At 62.6% G+C, this 20,892-nt stretch carries 19 protein-coding genes; 9 read left to right on the top strand and 10 right to left on the bottom strand.

All coding sequences use genetic code 11. From position 1 onward, the window contains the following. Window positions 1–385 precede the first annotated feature (385 nt). Both ACTWJ5_RS16700 and ACTWJ5_RS16695 read left to right on the top strand, forming a co-directional pair. The gene (locus ACTWJ5_RS16700; RefSeq protein ID WP_444436110.1) at window positions 386–1,318 is read left to right on the top strand and encodes an NAD-dependent epimerase/dehydratase family protein; all 933 of its coding nucleotides are present in this window, start codon (window positions 386–388) and stop codon (window positions 1,316–1,318) included. Between the two features lie 103 nt (window positions 1,319–1,421). Next, entirely contained in the window at window positions 1,422–2,174 is a 753-nt protein-coding gene (locus ACTWJ5_RS16695) for an SDR family oxidoreductase (RefSeq protein WP_444436109.1), read from the top strand. A gap of 29 nt (window positions 2,175–2,203) precedes the next feature. Here the strand turns inward: ACTWJ5_RS16695 and ACTWJ5_RS16690 are convergent, their stop codons facing one another. Next, window positions 2,204–3,283, bottom strand: coding sequence for a saccharopine dehydrogenase family protein (locus ACTWJ5_RS16690; protein ID WP_444436108.1), 1,080 nt, complete (start codon window positions 3,281–3,283; stop codon window positions 2,204–2,206). 317 nt (window positions 3,284–3,600) lie between these two features. On the opposite strand from ACTWJ5_RS16690, the gene ACTWJ5_RS16685 reads away from it, so the two are divergent. After that, entirely contained in the window at window positions 3,601–4,356 is a 756-nt protein-coding gene (locus tag ACTWJ5_RS16685; RefSeq protein WP_444439608.1) for a type 1 glutamine amidotransferase domain-containing protein, read from the top strand. Between the two features lie 47 nt (window positions 4,357–4,403). Here ACTWJ5_RS16685 and ACTWJ5_RS16680 read toward each other — a convergent pair whose 3' ends face one another. The 3 genes from ACTWJ5_RS16680 to ACTWJ5_RS16670 all read right to left on the bottom strand — a co-directional run bounded on the left by ACTWJ5_RS16680 (window position 4,404) and on the right by ACTWJ5_RS16670 (window position 7,192). Then, a complete protein-coding gene (locus tag ACTWJ5_RS16680; protein WP_256515301.1) occupies window positions 4,404–5,318 on the bottom strand; it encodes an alpha/beta hydrolase in 915 nt (304 codons plus the stop codon). Between the two features lie 163 nt (window positions 5,319–5,481). Continuing rightward, a complete protein-coding gene (locus ACTWJ5_RS16675) occupies window positions 5,482–6,387 on the bottom strand; it encodes an acetoacetate decarboxylase (protein WP_249920109.1) in 906 nt (301 codons plus the stop codon). Between the two features lie 343 nt (window positions 6,388–6,730). Further along, window positions 6,731–7,192 carry a MerR family transcriptional regulator gene (locus ACTWJ5_RS16670; protein WP_074983790.1) on the bottom strand — a complete coding sequence of 154 codons (462 nt, stop codon included), beginning with the start codon at window positions 7,190–7,192 and terminating at the stop codon, window positions 6,731–6,733. A gap of 134 nt (window positions 7,193–7,326) precedes the next feature. Here ACTWJ5_RS16670 and ACTWJ5_RS16665 point away from each other — a divergent pair, with 134 nt between their 5' ends. Both ACTWJ5_RS16665 and ACTWJ5_RS16660 read left to right on the top strand, forming a co-directional pair. Further along, a complete protein-coding gene (locus tag ACTWJ5_RS16665; protein ID WP_249920108.1) occupies window positions 7,327–8,157 on the top strand; it encodes an alpha/beta fold hydrolase in 831 nt (276 codons plus the stop codon). A 171-nt stretch (window positions 8,158–8,328) separates the two neighbouring features. Then, the gene (locus ACTWJ5_RS16660) at window positions 8,329–9,315 is read left to right on the top strand and encodes an NAD(P)H-quinone oxidoreductase (protein ID WP_074983795.1); all 987 of its coding nucleotides are present in this window, start codon (window positions 8,329–8,331) and stop codon (window positions 9,313–9,315) included. Window positions 9,316–9,393: 78 nt separating this feature from the next. On the opposite strand, the gene ACTWJ5_RS16655 is transcribed toward ACTWJ5_RS16660, so the two are convergent. From ACTWJ5_RS16655 to ACTWJ5_RS16635, 5 genes are read right to left on the bottom strand one after another with little or no spacing between them, the layout of a single operon-like run. Beyond that, window positions 9,394–10,161, bottom strand: a complete 768-nt coding sequence (locus tag ACTWJ5_RS16655; protein WP_444436107.1) for an SDR family NAD(P)-dependent oxidoreductase — start codon at window positions 10,159–10,161, stop codon at window positions 9,394–9,396. Beyond that, on the bottom strand, window positions 10,158–11,333 hold the full coding sequence (locus ACTWJ5_RS16650) for an acyl-CoA dehydrogenase family protein (RefSeq protein WP_074983798.1): 1,176 nt from the start codon (window positions 11,331–11,333) through the stop codon (window positions 10,158–10,160). The genes ACTWJ5_RS16655 and ACTWJ5_RS16650 overlap by 4 nt, the downstream gene beginning before the upstream one ends. A 24-nt stretch (window positions 11,334–11,357) precedes the next feature. Further along, window positions 11,358–12,077, bottom strand: coding sequence for a histidine phosphatase family protein (locus ACTWJ5_RS16645; protein WP_249920106.1), 720 nt, complete (start codon window positions 12,075–12,077; stop codon window positions 11,358–11,360). After that, entirely contained in the window at window positions 12,067–12,444 is a 378-nt protein-coding gene (locus tag ACTWJ5_RS16640) for a DUF6285 domain-containing protein (protein ID WP_261745860.1), read from the bottom strand. The genes ACTWJ5_RS16645 and ACTWJ5_RS16640 overlap by 11 nt, the downstream gene beginning before the upstream one ends. Further along, on the bottom strand, window positions 12,441–13,499 hold the full coding sequence (locus tag ACTWJ5_RS16635; RefSeq protein WP_116424529.1) for a phosphotransferase family protein: 1,059 nt from the start codon (window positions 13,497–13,499) through the stop codon (window positions 12,441–12,443). The genes ACTWJ5_RS16640 and ACTWJ5_RS16635 overlap by 4 nt, the downstream gene beginning before the upstream one ends. Window positions 13,500–13,697: 198 nt before the next feature. On the opposite strand from ACTWJ5_RS16635, the gene prpR reads away from it, so the two are divergent. The 4 genes from prpR (at window position 13,698) to ACTWJ5_RS16615 (ending at window position 19,563) form a co-directional block, all read left to right on the top strand. Next, window positions 13,698–15,650, top strand: coding sequence for a propionate catabolism operon regulatory protein PrpR (gene prpR, locus ACTWJ5_RS16630; protein WP_083426835.1), 1,953 nt, complete (start codon window positions 13,698–13,700; stop codon window positions 15,648–15,650). 272 nt (window positions 15,651–15,922) lie between these two features. Then, complete coding sequence (locus ACTWJ5_RS16625) at window positions 15,923–17,518, top strand: long-chain fatty acid--CoA ligase (protein ID WP_444436106.1); 1,596 nt, start codon at window positions 15,923–15,925, stop codon at window positions 17,516–17,518. A 72-nt stretch (window positions 17,519–17,590) separates the two neighbouring features. After that, window positions 17,591–17,920 carry a DUF485 domain-containing protein gene (locus tag ACTWJ5_RS16620; protein WP_074983811.1) on the top strand — a complete coding sequence of 110 codons (330 nt, stop codon included), beginning with the start codon at window positions 17,591–17,593 and terminating at the stop codon, window positions 17,918–17,920. Next, window positions 17,917–19,563 carry a cation acetate symporter gene (locus ACTWJ5_RS16615; protein WP_444436105.1) on the top strand — a complete coding sequence of 549 codons (1,647 nt, stop codon included), beginning with the start codon at window positions 17,917–17,919 and terminating at the stop codon, window positions 19,561–19,563. The genes ACTWJ5_RS16620 and ACTWJ5_RS16615 overlap by 4 nt, the downstream gene beginning before the upstream one ends. Window positions 19,564–19,650: 87 nt before the next feature. On the opposite strand, the gene hemB is transcribed toward ACTWJ5_RS16615, so the two are convergent. Further along, on the bottom strand, window positions 19,651–20,622 hold the full coding sequence (gene hemB, locus ACTWJ5_RS16610) for a porphobilinogen synthase (RefSeq protein WP_444436104.1): 972 nt from the start codon (window positions 20,620–20,622) through the stop codon (window positions 19,651–19,653). Window positions 20,623–20,892: the final 270 nt, after the last annotated feature.

Below are 20,892 nucleotides of genomic sequence, written 5' to 3'. Positions count from 1 at the left end.
CCCTACCCGCTGCCTGGGAATTTGAACGGCAAGAACGGCTTGGCGAAGTGGCGCAGCAAGAAGGTGTACCAGCCCAAGACCTCCAGGTTGTGGCGATCACCGGCCTGAGAGCCGAGGCGATAGCCAGAGTTAGGTGGTACCGATATTCACACCAGTCATCTCCGCACATCCCTCCCTCGAATAGCTGGAAGCATGACCTTGACCTTAAAGCCAGCTTCAATCTTAGGGTGCGCATAAAAGCCCTGCTGTAAAAACCATCGCTGAACAGTGCCGACGTACGAAAGGCTGCGACAGATGGGCTTCGCGCCGGACGTCCCGGCATACGTGACGGCCCAGGGCCAGGCAGTTGGCAGATTGATCTTCATTCACAGTTCAAGGAAACATCATGCAAACCGTTCTAGGAGCAACCGGCCAGATCGCCATGGAGTTGGCCCGAGAACTGCGCCGTACCTACACGGACGACATAAGGCTCGTCAGCCGTAAGCCCCTCAAAATCAACGACTCCGACGCTCTGGTGGCGGCCGATCTGCTTGATGCCGATCAGGCAGCCAAGGCGGTCAAGGGCAGCAGCATCGTCTACTTCACGGCTGGTCTACCGCCGGATACCCAACTGTGGGAAACGCAGTTCCCGGTGATGCTGCGCAACTCGCTCGATGCAACGCGCACGGCCAAGGCCAAGTTCGTCTATTTCGACAACACCTACATGTATCCGCAGGATGACCGCGTGCTGACCGAGAGCGCTCCGTTCGAGCCCGTCGGCCGCAAGGGCCGGGTGCGCGCGCAGATGGCATCCATGGTGCTGCAGGAGATGCAGCGAGGGGACATCCCGGTGGTGATTGGCCGTGCCCCTGAGTTCTATGGGCCCGGCAAGACGCAGAGCATCACCAACACCCTGGTCATCGACAACATCAGGGCCGGCAAGACGCCCCGCGTGCCCGTGCGGGACGATACCAAACGCACGCTCATCTGGTCCCCGGATGCAAGCCGGGCGCTGGCCGCCCTGGGGAACGCATCGGACACGTTCGGGCAGACCTGGCACCTGCCCTGCGACGACGACCGCCTCACCTACAAGCAATTCGTCGCCCTGGCGTCCGAGATCTTTGGCCGGGAGCCTGCCTACAAGGTTCTCGGCAAATGGACACTGACGGCCGTTGGCCTGATATCCAAGCAGGTCCGTGAATTGCGGGAGCTGCTGCCGCGGTACGAGCACGACAACCTGTTCGACTCCTCTAAGTACAAGCAGCGTTTCCCCGATTTCAAGGTCACGACTTATCGCCAGGGGCTCACTCGGATCCTGGCCGACTCTGGCCGCAGCTAAGCCAGGAAAGACCGCCATGACTGTAGCCTCCTGCGCGATGTGCTCCATGTCTATAGGGGAAAGGTGCTTACTATCCTCCCCCTTTTCTCCATGAGGGAATCAAATGAACACCGACGCCAAGAACGTCGTTATAACCGGTGCCAGTTCTGGACTTGGGGCTGGTATGGCCAGGGGGTTCGCAGCGCGTGGCTACAACCTGGCGCTGTGCGCGAGACGAGTCGATCGGCTTGAGGATCTACGGCGAGAATTGATCGCACGCTACGATGTCAGGATTGAATTGCGTGCTCTGGACGTGAACAACCATGCCGATGTCTTTCAAGTCTTCCGAGAGTTTCAACAACTCTTCGGGCACATCGATCGCATCGTCGTGAATGCGGGAGTCGGTGAGGGGCGTCGCATTGGAACGGGGCACTTCGACATCAACCGGCGGACTGCCGAAACCAACTTCATTGCGGCACTGGCTCAATGCGAGGCGGCTGTAGAAATCTTTCGCCAACAGAACTTCGGCCACCTGGTCACTATATCCTCCATGAGCGCAGTGCGGGGGCTTCCCAAGCATCTGACCACCTATGCCGCGAGCAAGGCCGCCCTCGCCCACCTGACCGAAGGCATCCGCGCAGAGCTGCTTTCGACACCCATCCGCGTCAGCACGATCTTCCCTGGCTACATTCGCACCGAGCTCAATGCGGGCGCAAAGCGGCTCCCCTTCGAGGTCGACGAAGAAACTGGATGTCGAGCCTTGGTGGCCGCTATCGAGCGAAAGCCCGCAACAGCCTATGTTCCTGCATGGCCATGGGCATTTCTTGGGGCTTTCATACGGTTTCTTCCCCTGCGCTGGATAGTGAAGCTCAATTGATTCGAGCGACGTAACGGAACTTGAACGCGCTAATCAATCCGCAGGGGACCTGACTCCGGCAGTTGGCTCACCAGGTCGGCACCGACCAGCTTCGCCGGCGTGTAAGCGCCGCCGGCGGGTTGGTGCGTCATCAGGTATTCGACCACCGTCAGCGAACCGGTGATGGTCAGGCTGTAGCCGTTCGCAGTGCGGATGCGCGCAGTTTTCCTTTCACCCCGTGCATTGATGGCCTCGCCCCAGACGAAGGTGGGCTGCAGTGCGCGTTTTTCCTCGCTGGGGCCCTTCACCGTCCTGGCGATGCGCGCCTTGATCAGCCTTTGCACCCAGCCTATTCCCAGCAACGGCCGGATATAGTTGGCGCGCCTGGCGCTGGCGATCATGCGCTGTGAGCCGGGAATGAACACTTCGATATTGGGGATGCCGGTGGTGTGGTAGGCGGTGGATACGTCGCCCCAGGGAATTGTCATCGCCTCCTTCTCGCCGTCGCCGAAATCGATCCGGCGCACCTTGTAGGCCAGCGGCACGCTGACTATCCGGCCGTCGCGGCGCACCTTGCCACCCTGCGCCAGGCCTTCGACCGAGGTCTTGGCAGTGCCGGGCGAGAAGCCCGAGCGCGAATCGAACCCCAGCGCCAGATGCGTGGCGTCGGGCAGCGCCGCCTTCAGCGCAGCGGCAACGCAGTCCGTCGGGATGACGTCGAAGCCCACGCCGGGGCAAAGCACCACACCGGCTTGCTGCGCACGGCCATTCAACGACTGCGCCAGCTCGAACACGGCGATCTCGCCGGTAATATCCAGGTAGTGCGCGCCAGCGCGCAAACAGGCTTCCATCATGGGCGCGGCGGTGGCCGAGAACGGGCCCGCACAGTTCAGCACCAGCGAGTGCCCCTGGATCTGCCCGGCCAGCGCTGAGGCATCGTCAAGCCCGAACGCACGGGCCTGCAGACCAAGCTCGCGTGCCAGCGCCTCGACACGTTCCCGGCTCCGGCCGGCCAGCACCGGCTTGAGCCCTCGCCGAGCGGCCTCGCGGGCAATCAGCTCCCCGGTGTACCCATTCGCACCGTAGATCATCCAGCGCATCGCTGCAGGCATACTGTTTTGCGCACTCATGACATCGTTCCTGATTCGTTAATGTTCCAGAGCCTAAATGACCTGCCCATGGGACAGGGGCAACTCGACGAGCACCGTCATCGAGGGCCGGGATTGGCGCCTGCAACACCGTAACCTTGAAGTAAACTTCAATGTCAAGCCAGGCCCCTCCCATACCCCACCCACCCACTCGGAGGATTGGATAGCGCCCGGACAGGCTTGACCTTCAATCGAGGTTGAAGGTGAACATGCTTGCGCGCTGTTGAAAGCGAGCATTGAAGGAATTGAGGATGAGGCTGAAGACTATTTTTTCCGTTGCTGTGGCGGCTCTGGCCGGAATGTTTGTTTCATTGAGCAATGCGGAGCCAACCCCGGCTGGCGCAGTGACAGACAATCGACAAATCCTCGTGATCGTTACCAATCACTCCCGCTATCCGTCCAGGGCCGACACAACGGGACTTTGGCTGACCGAGCTGACGCATTTCACCGATGTCGTCGAAGCCGCGGGCTACTCCACCGTGTTTGCCAGCCCCGAAGGCGGCAAGACTCCGCTGGACGAACGCAGCATGGGGTGGCTGTACATGGATGAGTCGGCCCGGCAGCACATGAAGTCGCCGGCATTTCGCTTGCGCCTCGCCAACACGGTACCGGTCGCCAATGTCGACCCGAACCAGTTCAGTGCCATTTATTTCACGGGCGGCCATGGTGTCATGTGGGACTTCCCGGACAATCCGGACCTTCAGCGCGCCGCCGAAAAAATCTATGCCCGGGGAGGCGTCGTTTCAGCGGTCTGCCACGGTGTGGCCGGGTTGGTGGGTGTAAAGGACGACAAGGGAAACATTCTGATCAAGGACAGGACCGTCACCGGCTTCTCCAATCGCGAAGAGCTACTGTCGGGAATGAGGAGCCAGGTGCCGTTCTTCCTCGAAGACCGGCTCGTCGCTCAGGGCGCTCGGTATCAGAAAGCCTGGCTGCCTTTCACGCCCTACGTGGTAACGGACGGCAGGCTGGTTACCGGCCAGAATCCTCAGTCTGCAGAGGCAGTGGCAAAAGCGGTGGTCACCCTTCTCGCCAGCCGGCAGATGAAACACTGATGCAAGTCCGCTGCGCTCTGGATCGGTAGGTCCAGAGCGCAGCGCAACTATGCGAGCAGCGGAGCTTGGGTGCCACCCTCCCCCAGAACGGACACCAAGAACTCAGCCTGGATGTCCAGGTTCCTGCTCAGGTGCGGCTCCAGATAGGGTTCGAAATGGTTGCTGTCGAGGGTGACGACCGTCACATCCGGGTTGCCGGCATTTCGTACCGACTGCTCATCGAATGGCGCGATCGTATCGCGGCTGCCGCCAATGACCAGGGTGCGGGAGGCTATCCGGCGCATCGAGTCGATTGGACGATATCCCAGCATGGTCAGGACAGAGCGTGCGGCGATGTAGTTCGGTGCGCCCGGGCCATACAGCTCGGCACTCGCCGCCTTGGCGCCGGCGGCTCCATCTCGCGTCATGGTAGCGAAGCCACCTTCATCGGCCACGATGGGTATGTACAGTGGATTCCCTCCCCTGAAGACATCCCGCACCGCGTGCAACAGGATGCGAATTCGTGAGCGCAATGGGGTACGGCGGGACGCTGCCTTGCCATCGAGCATGGGCACTTGAGCAATGATTCCTTTCAGCTCGGGATGTCGCTCCCCTACGGTGAAAGCGATGCCTGCACCCAGGGATGACCCCCACAGGAAGATCGAGTCGCAAGCCACTTCTGGCTGAAGGGACAGGTGCTGAAGAGCGGCTTCTGCATCCGCGATGCGGTCGGGTACCGAAATCACATGCCGCGGCTCCCCCGAGCTTTCCCCCCAGCAGCGGAAATCAAAGGTCATCACGGCACACCCCAATTGCAGGAATCGGTCTCGGAACGGTGGTAGGAAAGAAGTCTGCACGCCACCCCAGCCATACATCAGCAGGATGGCAGGAACCTTGTTGGAACGACTGGCGCCGTCAGGGAGATAGACCGTTGCAGCGCAGCGCTCTCCCTGGCTGATGAAGCTGCTTTTTCTCATGCTCATGGAGTGAGGACCTTGGAGGGGGGGATTGCGGGACCGCCAACATCACACCGGGCAGGACTCCCCTGCCCTGCTCCAGCGCCAGTTGCTACCAGGCGCCACGACACAGGCGACAGCCAAGACCTGGTCGACCTGCAAGTGATATCTGCGGCATTCATCCGCCGCTTTAGTCGAAAACCTTCAGCGCGGTTGGCAGGTTCAGTACGATCTGCGCGTCCTTGACCACATCCAGGCGCAGCACCTTGGTAGCTCCCAACCCATCGAGCAGTTGGCTCAGCGGACCGCCGTTGCGCACCAGATTCACCTCCTTAGGCAGCAGGCGCTGGGCGAAGGACAGGGTGTTGGTCTGCACCTGCGTCTGATGCCACTGGCCGTCGACCAGGTGCACCATGGTCGTGGTTCCCATGCGCGACTGTGGCTGAACGTTCTGTAGAACTGGAAGAGGCGCGTTCAGGGACAGGTCCGGCAGCCCCTTGGGCCCTGCTATGCGGGCGGTCACATCAGTGCCGATGTTCATCTCGATATCTGCACGCCACTTGGGCAGTTGGTAACCGTGCACGCCGCGCACCCTGGCAATCTCGGTGGTCACGGGCAATGCCAGTACATGCGCGACGAAGCTGCGTCGCCGAATGGAATCGAGCAGCTCCAGGGCATGGGGCTTCCGGCTACCGGGCCGGCGAATGACGATGGCGACGGATACTTCGTCGTAGGGATCGTTATCGCAAACCGAGTACGAGAAGAAGGTCAGCGCCACCAGGCCGTAGCCGGGCAACGCGCGGAGCGGCTCCAGCGGCATCGGCAGGGTCGCCTTCAGCCGGTCGATGGGCGCGAGAAAAAGCAGCTGGATGCTGCTTGAGCGGTAATAGAAATTCGGGGCCCACGTCGGCCCGACCCTGGAGGCGACCAGCTGCTTAGGGATTCTACGGAAGAAATCGATGTTGCCGGCTGCCGGGTCGCGCGCGACCTCGTCGAGGTTCGGGTTCATTCGGTAGCGGTCGTAGTAGCCACCGGCAAGTACCTCGACCTTCTGCGATCCGAATTCGACTTCAGTGAAGCGCCTGCTCATGTTCATTGACCTTCCTCGATGATTGCCTTGGCAGATGGTTCGGGTGCCGGGCCACACAGGCCTGCCGCAATCACTCTAAGGTTCAACCAAGCTTCAAGGTCAAGGGAGCCTGGCCTTATTGCCTGCATTCACACGGCTTATCGAGCCCGCGCGCCGGAGCCGTTGAACGCCTTTCCCCCGCCCACCTGAAGGCACGCGAGGGGTAAACATGAATACATTCCTGGGTTCCAGCGCGCGCTTTATGCGCCCAAACCGCTGAGCAGCCTGATCGGCAAGGAAGGACTGGTCGGCCCGACAAGCCGTTTCGATGGAAGCCAGGCAGCATGCCCGGCTTTTCCGGGGCCGGGGCTCATTCGACGGAAGCGCTACGGCCCTTGGTCTGTTTGCGGGGCCGCATTGTCACACTGCCCTCTTGGCGCAGACGCTCCAGCACCCGCTGGGTATTGTCTGCGCACTGCATCCCTTCCGGCTTGCTCTCGATGCCCTCGATGGCCACCAGCAGCTGTGCCTTGTTCTGCTCCAGGCGCTTCTGCAGCACCTCGATCTCGCCCACCTTGCGCCTGAGGCCCTCCAGCAGCTCGCCATGCTGCCAGCCACTGGCGTTCAGCGGAAGCAAGGGGCGGATCTCCTCCAGCGAGAAGCCCGCGCTCTGGGCACCGGTGATGATCTCCAGGATCACCAGCGTCTCCGGCGCGTAGTCGCGGTAGCCATTGGCCTTGCGCTCCACCGAGTTGATCAGGCCACTGGCCTCGTAGAAGCGAATGCGCGAAGGCGCCAGCCCACTGAGCTTCGCCAGCTCTCCAATTCTCATGCAGCACCCTCGAAAAAAGCGTTGACCTTAAAGCTTACTTTAAACCTACAGTGATTGGACGGCCAAGCGATGGGGCGTTCACGCGGTGTCGCATCGTTGGTCGCCGAACTCCACCTCACACAGGAGATGCGAACATGGGATACGTCACCACGAAGGACGGGGTTGAAATCTTCTACAAAGACTGGGGCCCGCGGGACGCCCAGGTAATCCACTTCCACCATGGTTGGCCGCTGAGCGCCGACGACTGGGATGCCCAGATGCTCTTCTTCCTGGCCAACGGCTTCCGCGTCGTCGCCCACGACCGCCGCGGGCACGGGCGTTCGAGCCAGGTGTGGGACGGCCACGACATGGATCACTACGCCGACGACGTGGCCGCGGTCGTCGATCACCTCGGCACCCGGGGCGCGGTTCACGTCGGCCACTCCACCGGCGGCGGCGAAGTCGTCCACTACATCGCCCGCCATGGCGAGGACCGTGTTTCCAAGGCCGCCATCATCAGCGCCGTCCCGCCGCTGATGGTGAAGACCGACAGCAATCCTGGCGGCCTGCCCAAGCAGGTATTCGACGACCTGCAGGCCCAGCTCGCGGCCAACCGCGCGCAGTTCTACTACGACGTGCCCGCAGGCCCCTTCTACGGCTACAACCGCCCAGGCGCGAAGCCCTCGGAAGGCATCATCTGGAACTGGTGGCGCCAGGGCATGATGGGCTGCGCCAAGGCCCACTACGACGGCATAGTCGCGTTCTCGCAGACGGACTTCACCGAGGACCTGAAGAAAATCACCATCCCGGTCCTGGTGATGCATGGCGACGACGACCAGATCGTCCCCTATGAGGACTCTGGCCTGCTCTCGGCGAAGCTGCTCCGGAACGGCACGCTGAAGACCTACTCCGGCTTCCCCCACGGGATGCCGACCACCCAGGCCGATACGATCAACGCCGACCTGCTTGCCTTCATACGCGGCTGACAAGCCCGGGAGCCAGGTGCACATATCCTGGCTCCCCTTCTTTCCTGGCCGATCAGACCAGCGTCAGCTCCGCCCCCTCCCAACGACCCGTGGTCAGATCAGCCATTCCCACGCTGCGTCAATGCTTATACCGAGGTTCGCAATATGAACGCGCCCAACATTCCTTCCCATATGACAGCCATTGAGATCAGCCGCCCGGGAGGGCCGGATGTTCTGGTCCCGGTCCAGCGGCCCACTCCTCGTCCGAGTGAAAGGGAAGTGCTGATCAAGGTGCATGCCGCCGGCGTGAATGGGCCTGACGTCCTCCAGCGCAAAGGTCTCTATGATCCGCCTCCTGGCGCCTCGGATATTCCCGGGCTCGAGATATCCGGCGAAATCGTGGCGCTGGGCGCCGAGGTAAGAAATTTCGCCATCGGTGACAAGGTGATGGCCCTGGTTCCCGGTGGCGGCTACGCCCAGTACGCCGTTGCAGACGAGCGCACCACTCTCCATCTGCCCGAAGGCTTGAGTCTGGAAGAAGCGGCGGCCTTGCCGGAAACCTTCATGACCGTCTGGACCAACCTGTTCCAGAGAGGGCAGTTCAAGGCCGGGGAATCGGTGCTGATCCATGGCGGCGCTTCCGGAATCGGCACAACGGCCACCATGCTGGCCAGAGCTTTCGGTGCCTCGCAGATCTTCACCACGGTGAAGAACGAGGAACAGCAGGCCGCCAGCCGGTCTCTGGGCTCGGATCACCCCATCGACTACACCCGGCAGGATTTCGTGGAAGAGGTCATGCGCGAGACCGGGGGACGAGGCGTCGACGTGGTGGTCGACATCATCGGCGGGGACTACGTCGATCGAAACTTCCAGGCAGCGGCCATGAACGGCCGCATCGTTCAGATCGGGCTGATCAAAGGGCCCGCGGCCACCGTCAATTACTTCCAGATGCTGGTGAAACGCCTGACACATATCGGCTCGACCCTGCGCTCCCGAACCCACGATGAGAAAAAGGCGATCATCGATGAGCTCGAGAGCCAGGTCTGGCCCCATGTACGCAAGGGGGAAGTCAAACCCCTGCTTTGCAAGACCTTCGGCCTCACGCAGGCTCGTGCGGCGCATGAAATGATGGACGCCAGTCAGCACATCGGGAAGATCATCCTGACCGTCGAGGCCTGACGATCGCGGTCGGCTCGTTCCCCGTCATGATCCAGGCTCGCCTCCCTGCCACAGCTATTGCTGGCAGGGAGGCCTGCCTTAGAGCGCAGAGCAGGAATGGCCACCGTCGACAACGATTTCCGCGCCGGTCATGCTCCGGCCGGCCTCCGAAGCCAGTAGCAGAAGCGCCCCGTCCAGATCCTCGTAGGTACAGAACTGCCCGGAGGGAATGCGCTTTCTCAGGCGTTCGCCTGCATCGCTGGCAAGAAAGTCCTGGTTCAGTTCGGTCACCACATAGCCCGGGGCTATCGCGTTGATCCGGATGCGGTGACGGGCAAGCTCCAGGGCCATGGAGCGCGTCAGGTGACTCAGACCGGCCTTGGCCGCGCAGTATGGCCCGACCCCGCCGCCTACACGCGAGGCGAGAATCGAGGTGATGTTGATCAGGCTGCCGCCACGCCCCGCAGCCACCATCCTGCGTGCCGTCTCCTGCGCAACGACCCAGGCGCCCTTGAGATTGGTATCCAGTACCGCATCCCAGTCACTGTCCTCGTAGTCGAGGACACGCTTCGTGTTACTGACGCCGGCGTTGTTGACGACGATATCGAGCCCTGCCAGGTCCCATTGGATGCTGTCCAGGCACGCATTGACCGATTCGCGCGAGGTGACGTCGAGCTCATACGCCGTTGCCTCCAGTCCCTGCTCGCGCAACTCGAGAACAAACGCGTCAAGGCGATCGAGTCGCCGCGCGGCGACTGCCACGTGTGCGCCAGCCACCGCCAGGGTTCGAGCGAAGTGCCTGCCGAGCCCGCTGGAAGCCCCCGTCACCAGGGCGCGTTTGCCGCTGAGGTTGAACAGTTGGTTCATCGCCCGCCTCCGCTCACCCTATCCAGAATCTTGCGAGCCAGGCTCATGCGGTGAACTTCGTTCGGGCCGTCATAGATCCTGAAGGCTCGCGCGTCACGGAAGATCCGGTCGACGATGGCCTCGCTAGTGACGCCCTGCCCGCCCAGCACCTGGACGCTACGGTCGATGACCCGCCAGATTCCCTCCGAGCTGATGACCTTGGCCATGCTGGATTCAACGTTGCCCCGCTCCCCCTGGTCCAGCACCCAGGCGCAATGCCAGATGGCCAGGCGCGTGGTCAGCAGGTCCATTTCGTTGTCGGCGAGCATGAACCCAACCCCCTGGTGCTCGCCAAGTTTCTTGCCGAAAGACTCCCTTCGGCTGGCGTAGCGGCAAGCAACCTCATGGGCGCGGCGAGCTTGCCCCAGCCATCGCATGCAATGAGTCAGCCGGGCAGGCGCCAAGCGAACCTGGGCATAGCGAAACCCCTTGCCTACTTCACCCAGCACATCGCTGGCAGGGACTCGCAGATTCTCGAAGCGTAAGACGGCATGGCCACCGGTGAAACAGCTATCCAGCGAATCCATCATCCGCTCGAGAATGAACCCCGGGCGGTTGGTATCGGTGAGGAACATGGTCGCGTGACCCTCCTCGGTACGCGCCATGATGATGGCGAAGCCTGCACCATCGGCGCCGGTGATCAGCCACTTGTGGCCGTTGATGATGAAATCGTCGCCGTCGCGAACCGCGGTGGTGGTCAGCATCGATGGATCCGAACCTGCGCCAGGCGAGGGTTCGGTCATGGCGAAACAGGAACGGATGTGGCCCTGCGCGAGCGGACGCAGCCAACGGTCTTTTTGCGCCGGCGTTGCGACCACCTCCATCAGGTGGATGTTGCCTTCGTCGGGGGCATGGATATTCATTGCAGTGGGACCGAGCGGCGAGTAGCCAGCCTCTTCGAACACAACCGCCTTGGCGACGTGCGACAAGCCCTGGCCGCCCATCTCGGCAGAGGCATGCGGGGTCAGCAACCCCCATGCACGTGCCCTCTCGACCAACGCTTGCCGCAGCTCATCCGAGGGGCCGTGGGAGCTCTGGCGAGGATCGTTCTCCATGGGAATGACTTCTTCTGCGATAAAGTCGCGCACACGTTTCTGCAGGGATTGGAGCTCTTCGGGAAGGGAGAAATTCATGGATGGTTCCTGTCATCGGGAAGATCAGGCCGTCAGGCTTTCCGGCTGGATAGCCCTGAAGAGGTTTTCCAGAACGGTGTCGTGGATCCCTGCCTTGTGAGGGCTATAGGGGGTGTAGTTGAGCGTACGGATGACGGCGCCGAGCAATTGGCCGTCCCGGGTATCGATGTCCAGCACGTTCAGGCACGCGGGGTCCTGTTCGAACGCAGCGATCGCGCCGAGCCCCAGGCCGGTGGCCCAGCTCAGGATCACGCGGTTGACGGCGTCGTGGCTGACGATCAGGACGCTCTGCCATGACGGGTCCTGGATGAGACTCTGGAAAAGGCCGAGGATGCGTGACTGGAATTCGTCCCAGCGCTCTCCGCCGAGAAAGCGGGCATTCACGGCACCGGCATTCCGATAAGCGCCCAGCACCTGCTCGGGCAGCGACTCGCGCTCCAGTTCGCGCAGGCGACCGGCACGTATTTCGCGTAGTTCGGGCAGAGACTCGAAGGGTACGCCATGGCCCGGCAATATCAGCTCGAGCGTCTGCCTCGCACGGGGGTAATCGGAGCACAGGGCCCTGTCAACGCGAGCATCCTGCAGCACCTGGCCGAGCGCCCATGCCTGCTGCGCCCCTTTCTGCGAGAGCGGAACATTGCGCGGGTCCAGGGGTTTGCCTTGCTCATCGAAATACTCGACATGCCCGTGGCGGACCAGGTAGCAACGGCGTCGACGCACACCGGCGAAGGCTTCAGCGGCCATGGTTCAGGACCTTGGGGTTGCTGACACTCAGCCGGGCCTCGGTGATCGCGGTCAGCGCTTGCTGCAAGCTCGCCTGCCCGGCTCCCGGCCGGTCGAAGTCTCCCTGGCGGATCAGCTTCACGAGTGCGCCCAAGGCCCGCTCGTGAGGCAGATGGGGAATGCCCTGTGGTTCCAGCACATGATCCAGCGCGTGGCTCTCCAGGTCGGCGACCTGTTCTCCAAACTCCAGCTCTCGGACGGCGATCGCCAGCGCATTGGCAACCATCCTGCATTGGTAATGCAGTTCGCTCGGCAGCGAGGGAAGCAACGCTTCCAGTACGGTGCCACGGGCGGCTACCAGTAGATCCACTGCATTCGGGGCAATCATGGCCGGGCTCCTGTGAGAGAAAGGATCTCGTATTCCAGTTCCGGGATCAGCCGCCCGGTCAGGGCCAGCTCCAGCGAGCGCTGCTGTCCGGTGAGATGCCGCTGCGCCTGTTGCAGCGCGATCAAGGCCCAGCGGACATGGGCCATCAGCTGCCAGAACCGGAGTTCTTCCAGCGTCGGACGCAAGCCCGAAACACTCGAATACCCTTCGAGAAAATCGTCCAGTTGCCCGATGCCGCCGGCCTCCCGGTCCGGCCGGGCGAAACGCCAGCAGCGCGCGGTGAACCAGCCCAGGTCCTCACGGGGGTCGCCCCAGCCCGCGAACTCCCAGTCCAGCACGCCGACCAGGCGCCCCTGGTCCACCATGTAGTTGCCAGTGCGGTAATCGCGATGAATCAGCCTTGGCGCAAGCGCGTCCGGCCGGTTCAGCTCGCACCAGCGCAAACCCCATTCGATGACGGGGTGGGCAATGGGCAACTCATCGAGGTATTGGCGGTAGAGATCGATATCGCGCTGAATCGGATCGATGGCGGCCGCATGCAGGAAATCGAGTTCAGCATGGTCGGGCTTCACTTCATGGAGCAACGCAAGGTTGGCACCAAGCTCCCGGCAAAGGTCTCTCCGCGCCGGTTCGAGGGCCTTGTCCGTCGTGAGCCGGAAGCCGCTGGCGGTCCCCTCCAGGGCCGCCATGAGAAAGAAGTCGCGCCCCAATATCCCGGGGTCACGGCATAGCCAAAGCGGGTCCGGTACCGTGACGCCGGCCTGGTGTACCGCCTGCAATACGGCGAACTCCTGGGCTCGCCCCATGCTGACGGCAACCGTTGACGGCGCATCCGTACGCAACACCCAGCGCTTCTCGATCGGTTCCCCATGCACCAGGACGCTGGCGCTCAGTAACCAGTTTTCCTGGATGGCACCGCCGGAGAGCCGTTCGCAGGATTCGATTTCGACATGCTCGTAGGCAAACTGGCAGGCCAGGCGGGCTGCCAAGGGCGCCAGAGCCGAGGGGACATCGATTCGGGGAAGATCGGAGTTGGGGGCTGAAGGGCTATGCATGGATAAAGCTTGCTCTGGTTTGTGACGTGCAAGAGGCAGAGCAAGAGCCGTTCCAGCTGCAGAAAATCTATATTTTCCTATTAAAAATCAGATGCTTATGAATTCGCGCGATTGATAAGGAGTCTTCCCTGCTGGATTGTTCGTTGCAATTCTGAAACCTTGATTGCAGGTTGGAAAATGAATTGCACGAGACTCCCCATGGCCACAGAGCAGCATTACCTACCCCGCATCGTCGCCCTCATCAACCATCTCCGCACTCCCCATGGCCCCAACAGCATGTCCCGCATCGTCGAGAAGGTCGTGCCCCTCTACAGCCAGCGGGCCCACGTGGAGATCGTCGAAACGACCATCGATGAGCTGCGCCAGATCGGCAAGGCCCTGGAAGGCCGGCAGGATGTCGACATCATCATCTGTTCGGGCGCAACCGCAGATTACCTCCGGCGACATATCTCCACCGCGATCCTGTCGATTCGCATGGGCGAATACGATCTGATCCGGGCGCTGGACATCGCCAAGGCGCGGGCGACGAAAGTCGGCATCGTCAGCTTCCAGCGGGGCCACCCGGAAATCGACGCCATGGCCTCGCTGTTCACCGTCGACGTGCGCCAGGCCACCTACACCAACCTGAATGAAGTCCAGGAACAGATTCGCCGGCTGGTCGATGAGGGTTATCGGGTGATCGTCGGCTCCTCGACCGCTGTCGAAATCGCAGAGGCGGCCGGCGCCCAGGGCGTCCTGGCATTGAACGAAGACGCCGTGAAGAGAGCGCTCGATGAGGCCCTGGCGATCTGCCGCAGCAGGTCCCAGGCCCTCATCCAGCAACAGTGGCTGAACGCCGTGCTGCGAAACCTCAACGACGGCGTGATCGCCGTGGATGCCAAGGGTATCGTCCAGTCACTGAATCCCCGGATGGCACAGATGCTCGGCGTCACCATCGAATGGGCGCAGGAACGCCCATTCGCCGAAGTCATGCCCGACCTGGACATCAGCCTTGCCATCGGCCAGGGCGAAAGCGACGAAAGCCGGATCATTCGCGCCGGTGGGCGGGTGCTGGCAGCCAACGTCACGCCGATCATCGAACATGGCAAAGCGAATGGCGTGGTGGTCTCCTGCCAGGAAACGAACACGATCCAGCGCGCGGACCGGAGAATCCGCAGCCAGGCCCGCCCCCGGCAATTCACCGCTCGATATCGCTTTGATCAGCTACTCGGCCAGGCGCCGGGGTTTCGCACGGTGCTGGAACTGGCTCGGCGCTACGCCGGTACGGACTCCACCGTGCTGATCACCGGCGAAAGCGGGACCGGAAAGGAGTTGCTCGCACAAAGCCTGCACAATGCGAGCCCCCGACAACCGGGGCCCTTCGTGGCGATCAACTGCGCAGCCTTTCCGGAGACGCTATTGGAAAGCGAACTGTTCGGCTACGAAGAGGGCGCGTTCACCGGCTCTCGCAAGGGCGGGAAGTCCGGCCTGATCGAGGCCGCGCACACTGGGACCCTGTTCCTGGATGAAATCGGCGATATGCCGGTGACCCTGCAAACCCGCTTGTTGCGTGTGCTGCAGGAACGAGAGGTCCTGCGTCTCGGCGCCTCGGAGCCCACGCCCGTGGATATCCGCATCGTAGCCGCGACCCATTGCGACCTGCGGGCCCGGGTGGCCGATGGCCGCTTTCGCGAAGACCTCTATTACCGGCTGAACATTCTTCGCCTCGCCGTCCCTCCTCTCAGGGAGCGCCCGGAAGACATCCAACTGCTGGCCGGCTCGATCCTGCGCAAGCTTTCGCTCGCGCCGGAACACATTCTTGCCGGGCAAGCGGTTCTGGATGAACTGATGCCATACCTTCAGGCTTACCGTTGGCCCGGCAACATTCGCGAACTGGAAAACCTGGTGGAGCGCGCGGCACTTTCCGCCCAGGCGATGGGCGCCAGCAGCGTCGCATTGTCCACCTTGTTCCCCGAGTTGCTCGAAGACAGCCTGTGCCCCTCCTCCCCGCCATCCGCCGACGCTCCGCAGTTGGACCTGCGGAGCGTCGGCAAGGCCAGCGAAATCGCCCACGCGCGCAAGGTGCTCGAAGCATGCAACGGGGACATGGACGAGGCCGCCCGGCAACTTGGCATCAGCCGGACCACGCTCTGGCGCCGCCTCCGCACTTGAGCCGTGGCAATGCAGAAATGAAACCTCGCGGCGGCGAGTTCATTACAGAATTGAAATCGACGCGGAGCCAAGCGGCCCGACTCAAGTCGTAGCCTGATCGGGAATGCGTTTTATCCAATTGAAATGAAATGAGTTTCTGCCGCCGGGAAGGATCCGGACAGGCAATGGCACACCCCTTGCTCAACCCTCTGCCAAAGGCTGCGAGTCGCCCCTCGATGCCTGCGGATAGCCAAACAAGAAAAAGGCGGAGGTTGCCTGTGCAAGGTTTGATGATGAACTTCAACCTCGGTATTGCCGCAATCATGCGGCATGCCCTCCAGGTTGCAGCGGATACCGAGATCGTTTCCCTGTTCGCCGATGGCCGTGTGCATCGCTACCGCTATGCGCAAGCCTTCGCGCGAGCCGCGCGGCTGGCGAATGCGCTCGACGATCTGGCCTGCCCGCCCAATGCGAGGGTAGGCACCCTGGCCTGGAACGATCATCGTCATTTCGAACTGCACTACGCGGTTCCCTGTTCCGGACGCGTCTGCCACACCATCAACCCCAAGCTCTTCCCCGAGCAGATCCGGTTCATCATCCGCCATGCGCAAGACGACCTGCTGTTCATCGACCCGCAGTTCATCCCCCTTGTCGAAGGGCTTCGCGATGAGCTTCCATCGGTGCGGCATTTCATCGCCCTTTGTGGCGAAGACGAATTGCCGGCCAGCACCCTTCCCAACCTCCTGAGCTACGAACGCCTGCTGTCCCGGGCGAGCGAGGCCTGCGACTGGCCGGAGATCGACGAACGCCAGGCCAGCGGCCTCTGCTACACCTCCGGCACGACCGGCGATCCCAAGGGGGTGTTGACCAGCCACCGCAGCGCCGTCCTGCACAGCATGTCGCAGAACATGGCGGACAAGGTGGGACTGCGCGCCGTGGACGTGGTGATGCCGATGGTTCCCATGTTCCATGTCAACGCCTGGGGCATGCCCTACACCTCGGTGATGGCCGGAGCCAAGCTGGTATTGCCGGGCCCCAACGTGGGCGACGCGGCGAAGATGATCCGCTTGATCAACGAGGAAGGCGTCACCTTCTCGCTGGCCGTTCCGACGATCTGGGCGAACATCAGCCAGCAGCTGGCCACTGGAGGTGGTGCGATACCGACCTTGAGAAGGGCCGTTACCGGTGGCGCCGCCTGCCCCCTTTCCCTGCTCGAGGCCATGGCCCGCCATGATGTCGTTCTGGAGAATGGCTGGGGCATGACGGAGCTCAACCCGCTGGGTAGCTACAACCGCCACCAGCCCTGGTACGAGGAGCTCGACCCCGATGCCCGCGGCGAGCAATCGCTCAAGTCGGGGCGCCCGCTGTTTGGCGTGGAGATGCGTATCGTCGATGACGCCGGGCAGGTTCTTCCTCACGATGGACTGACCTCGGGCGTGCTGCAGGTGCGCGGTCCCTGGGTACGCAGTGGCTATTTCGGCCAGGACGGCTCGGACGACTGGTTCGATACTGGCGACATGGCCACCCTCGATCCGCGTGGATACATGCAGATAACCGATCGCATCAAGGACGTCATCAAGTCCGGCGGCGAATGGATCTGCTCCGTGGAAATCGAGAATGCCGTGATGGCGCACCCCCTGGTGGCCGAAGCCGCGGTGATCGGGGTACCGCACCCGCGCTGGAGCGAGCGTCCCCTCCTGGTGGTGGTGCCGCGCTGCCGCGAAACGGCGCCCAGCCACCAGGAGCTGATCGGCTTCCTGGACGGCAAGGTGCCCAAGTGGTGGATCCCCGATGCCAGCGAGCTGCTGGACGCGTTGCCGCTTACCGCCACCGGCAAGATCAGCAAGAAAACCTTGCGCGAGCGCTACACCGACTACAGCTGGCGCTGAACTCCCCTCCTGATAACGGCCCGTCCATACGGGCCGATGGATCGCCCTACAACAAAAACAAGTGGAGGCTCCATGACCATCCCCCCCAAAAGCCATACCGATCATTACCGGCGAATTCGCCAGGATCCGAAGTTCATCGCCCTTAGCCGTGCGCGTGGCCGTACCAGTTGGTGGCTGACGATCGTGGTGCTGAGCGGCTACTTCCTCTTCATGGGCGTTGCCGCAAGCGATCCCCAACTCCTTCATCGTCCTCTCTACCCTTCCAGCCACATCAGCCTTGGCATTCCCCTGGGCGCCTTGCTGATCGTTGCCGGATGGTCGCTGACAGGCTGGTACGTGCATCGAGCCAACAACCACTACGACCGCCTCAACCAAAGCATCATCCAGGAGAGCCAGGAATGAAACGAATCTGCGCAGCCTGCCTGATCGCCCTGCCGCTCTTCGCCCACGCCAGCGAGGCCGGCCGTCAGGAGCCCAACCTGAACGCCATTGCGATGTTCGTGCTATTCGTGGGCATCACCCTGCTGATCACCTGGTGGGCGGCGCGGCGCACCCGGTCCGCGCATGACTTCTACACGGCCGGAGGTGGCATCACCGGTCTGCAGAACGGGCTGGCCATCGCCGGCGACTACATGTCGGCCTCCACCTTGCTGGGCATCTCCAGCATGGTGTTCGCCAAAGGCTACGATGGCATGATCTACGTCACCGGCTTCTTCGTCGGCTGGCCGGTGCTGACCTTCCTGATGGCCGAGCGCCTGCGCAACCTGGGCCGCTACACCTTCGCCGACATCGTCTCCTATCGGCTCGACCAGCGCAGGATCCGCATACTGGCGGCCTGCGGCTCGCTGACGGTGGTGAGCTGCTACCTGCTGCTGCAGATGGTCGGCGCCGGGCAACTGATCAAGCTTCTATTCGGCCTGGACTATAACGTCGCCGTGGTAGTGGTCGGTGTGCTGATGCTGGTTTACGTGGTGTTCGGCGGAATGCTGGCCACGACCTGGGTCCAGATCACCAAGGCCGTTCTTTTGCTCGCCGGTGGCACCACGCTCATGCTGCTGGCCCTGGAGCGGTTCGATTTCAGCCTGGAAACCCTGGCCCGGCGCGCGGTGGAAAGCCATGCCAATGGCTGGAGCATCATGGGGCCGGGCAGCATGCTGGCCAACCCGGTCAATGTGGCCTCCATGGCCATAGGCCTGGTGTTCGGCCTGGCTGGCCTGCCCCACATCATGATGCGCTTCTTCACCGTGCCCAATGCGCGGGAAGCCCGTAAATCGGTGCTCTACGCATCCGGCTTCATCGGCTTCTTCTTCCTGGTGGTCTGCGTGCTCGGCTACTCCTCCATCGTCATCGTCGGCACCGACCCGCAGTACTTCGTCGATGGCAAGCTGGGTGGAGCCTTGCTTGGGGGCGGCAATATGGTCGCCATGCACCTCGCCAAGGCCGTTGGCGGGAATCTGTTCCTCGGCTTCATCTCGGCGGTGGCCTTCGCCACCATACTGGCCGTCGTTGCCGGCCTCACCCTGGCGGGCGCCTCGACCATCTCCCACGACCTCTACGGCATGGTCTACAAGCGCGGCCAGGCCAGCGAAGCGCAAGAGATGCGCATTTCCCGCTTCGCCGTGCTCGGGCTCGGGGTGCTGGCTATCGCGCTGGGCATGCTCTTCGAGCAGGTGAACATCGCCTTCCTGGTGGGGTTGACCTTCGGCATCGCCGCATCGGCCAACTTCCCGGTGCTGATAATGGCCATGTACTGGAAGGGGCTGACCACCCGCGGCGCCATCTGGGGTGGGCTGAGCGGGCTGATCGCGGCGCTCGTGCTGGTCGTTCTTTCCCCCACCGTATGGGTGACAGTGCTTGGCCATGCCAAGGCCCTGTTCCCCTATGACCACCCGGCGTTGTTCGCCATGCCCCTGGCCTTCGGCATGATAGTGCTGGTCTCGAAGCTCGACCGCAGCGCACGTGCCCATAGGGATCGAGAGGGTTTCGAGGATCAACGGGTTCGCGCCGAAACGGGCCTGGGTATCGCCACAGCGCTCAGCCACTGAGCCCCTGACCGGGGAGCGAAAAGTCGTCCGGCGTGGAGGGGAACCGGTCGCCCTCCACGCCCGGGCGACCGCGCGCCCCGAGCATCATCAGATGCCGTCGCGCGCCAGATCCATCGCGAAGTAGGTCAGGATCAGATCGGCCCCTGCGCGCTTGATGGCGCCGATGCTTTCACGCATCACGCGTCCTTCGTCGATTGCGCCGGCCAGGCCAGCGAACTTGATCATCGCGTACTCGCCACTGACCTGGTAGGCCGCCAGGGGCAGGCGCGATGCGGCGCGGATGTCGGCAATCACATCGAGGTAAGCGCCGGCCGGCTTGACCATCAGCGCGTCCGCCCCTTCCTGCTCGTCCAGCAGAGACTCGCGCACCGCCTCCCGACGGTTCATCGGGTTCATCTGGTAGCCCTTGCGATCGCCCTTGAGCGCGGTGCCACCGGCCTCGCGGAATGGGCCATAGAGCGAGGAAGCGAACTTGGTCGAGTAGGCCATGATCGCCGTGTCGTGGAAGCCCGCGGCATCCAGGGCGTTGCGGATGGCCTGGACCTGCCCGTCCATTGCAGCGGACGGAGCGATGAAGTCGGCACCGGCAGCCGCGGCGACCACAGCCTGCTTGCCCAGGTTGGCCAGCGTGGCGTCGTTGTCCACCCCGTGCTCATGCAGCACGCCACAGTGGCCGTGGCTGGTGTATTCGCAGAAGCAGGTGTCGGACATGACCAGCATTTCCGGCGCGATGTCCTTGCAGATGCGCGCCATGCGCGCCACCAGGCCGCTCTCGTTCCAGGTGTCGGAGCCAGTCTCGTCGAGGTGGTGCGAGACGCCGAAGGTCATCACCGAGCGGATGCCGGCGCGGGCGTAACGCTCGATCTCGCGGGCGAGCAGTTTCTCGGGGATACGATTGACCCCCGGCATGCTGGCGATGGGCACGAAGTCGTCGATGCCCTCCTCGACGAAGATCGGCAGGATGAGGTCATCGAGACGGAATTCGGTTTCCTGGAAGAGTGTGCGCAGGGATTCGTTTCGGCGCAGGCGGCGCGGACGGATGATGGGGAACGCGGGCATGAATACTCCGAAGGGTTTTTCCTAGCCAAAACCTTAAGTCGAGAACGCGTCGCGAGAAAAGGGACCATGACGAGAAACACCTTTGCAGGCTGGGTAATGGCCCCAGGCACCGGCGGCCTGAGGTTTGGCTACCCAATCTGTTCCAGGGTGGGCCCAGCACCCTTTCAGCCTTTGACGGCCGCCCTTTTCCATCGAGGGCTAACGCAACGATTGCCTCCGTGGCGGCAGAGTCCATAGCGTACTGGTGAGTTGAACGGGTGAGTTTCATTC

This window comes from Pseudomonas sp. A6 (assembly GCF_052367875.1).
GTDB lineage: Bacteria > Pseudomonadota > Gammaproteobacteria > Pseudomonadales > Pseudomonadaceae > Pseudomonas > Pseudomonas citronellolis.
The sequence above is the reverse complement of the archived record's forward strand: the minus strand, read 5'-3'. Positions and strand labels throughout refer to the sequence as shown.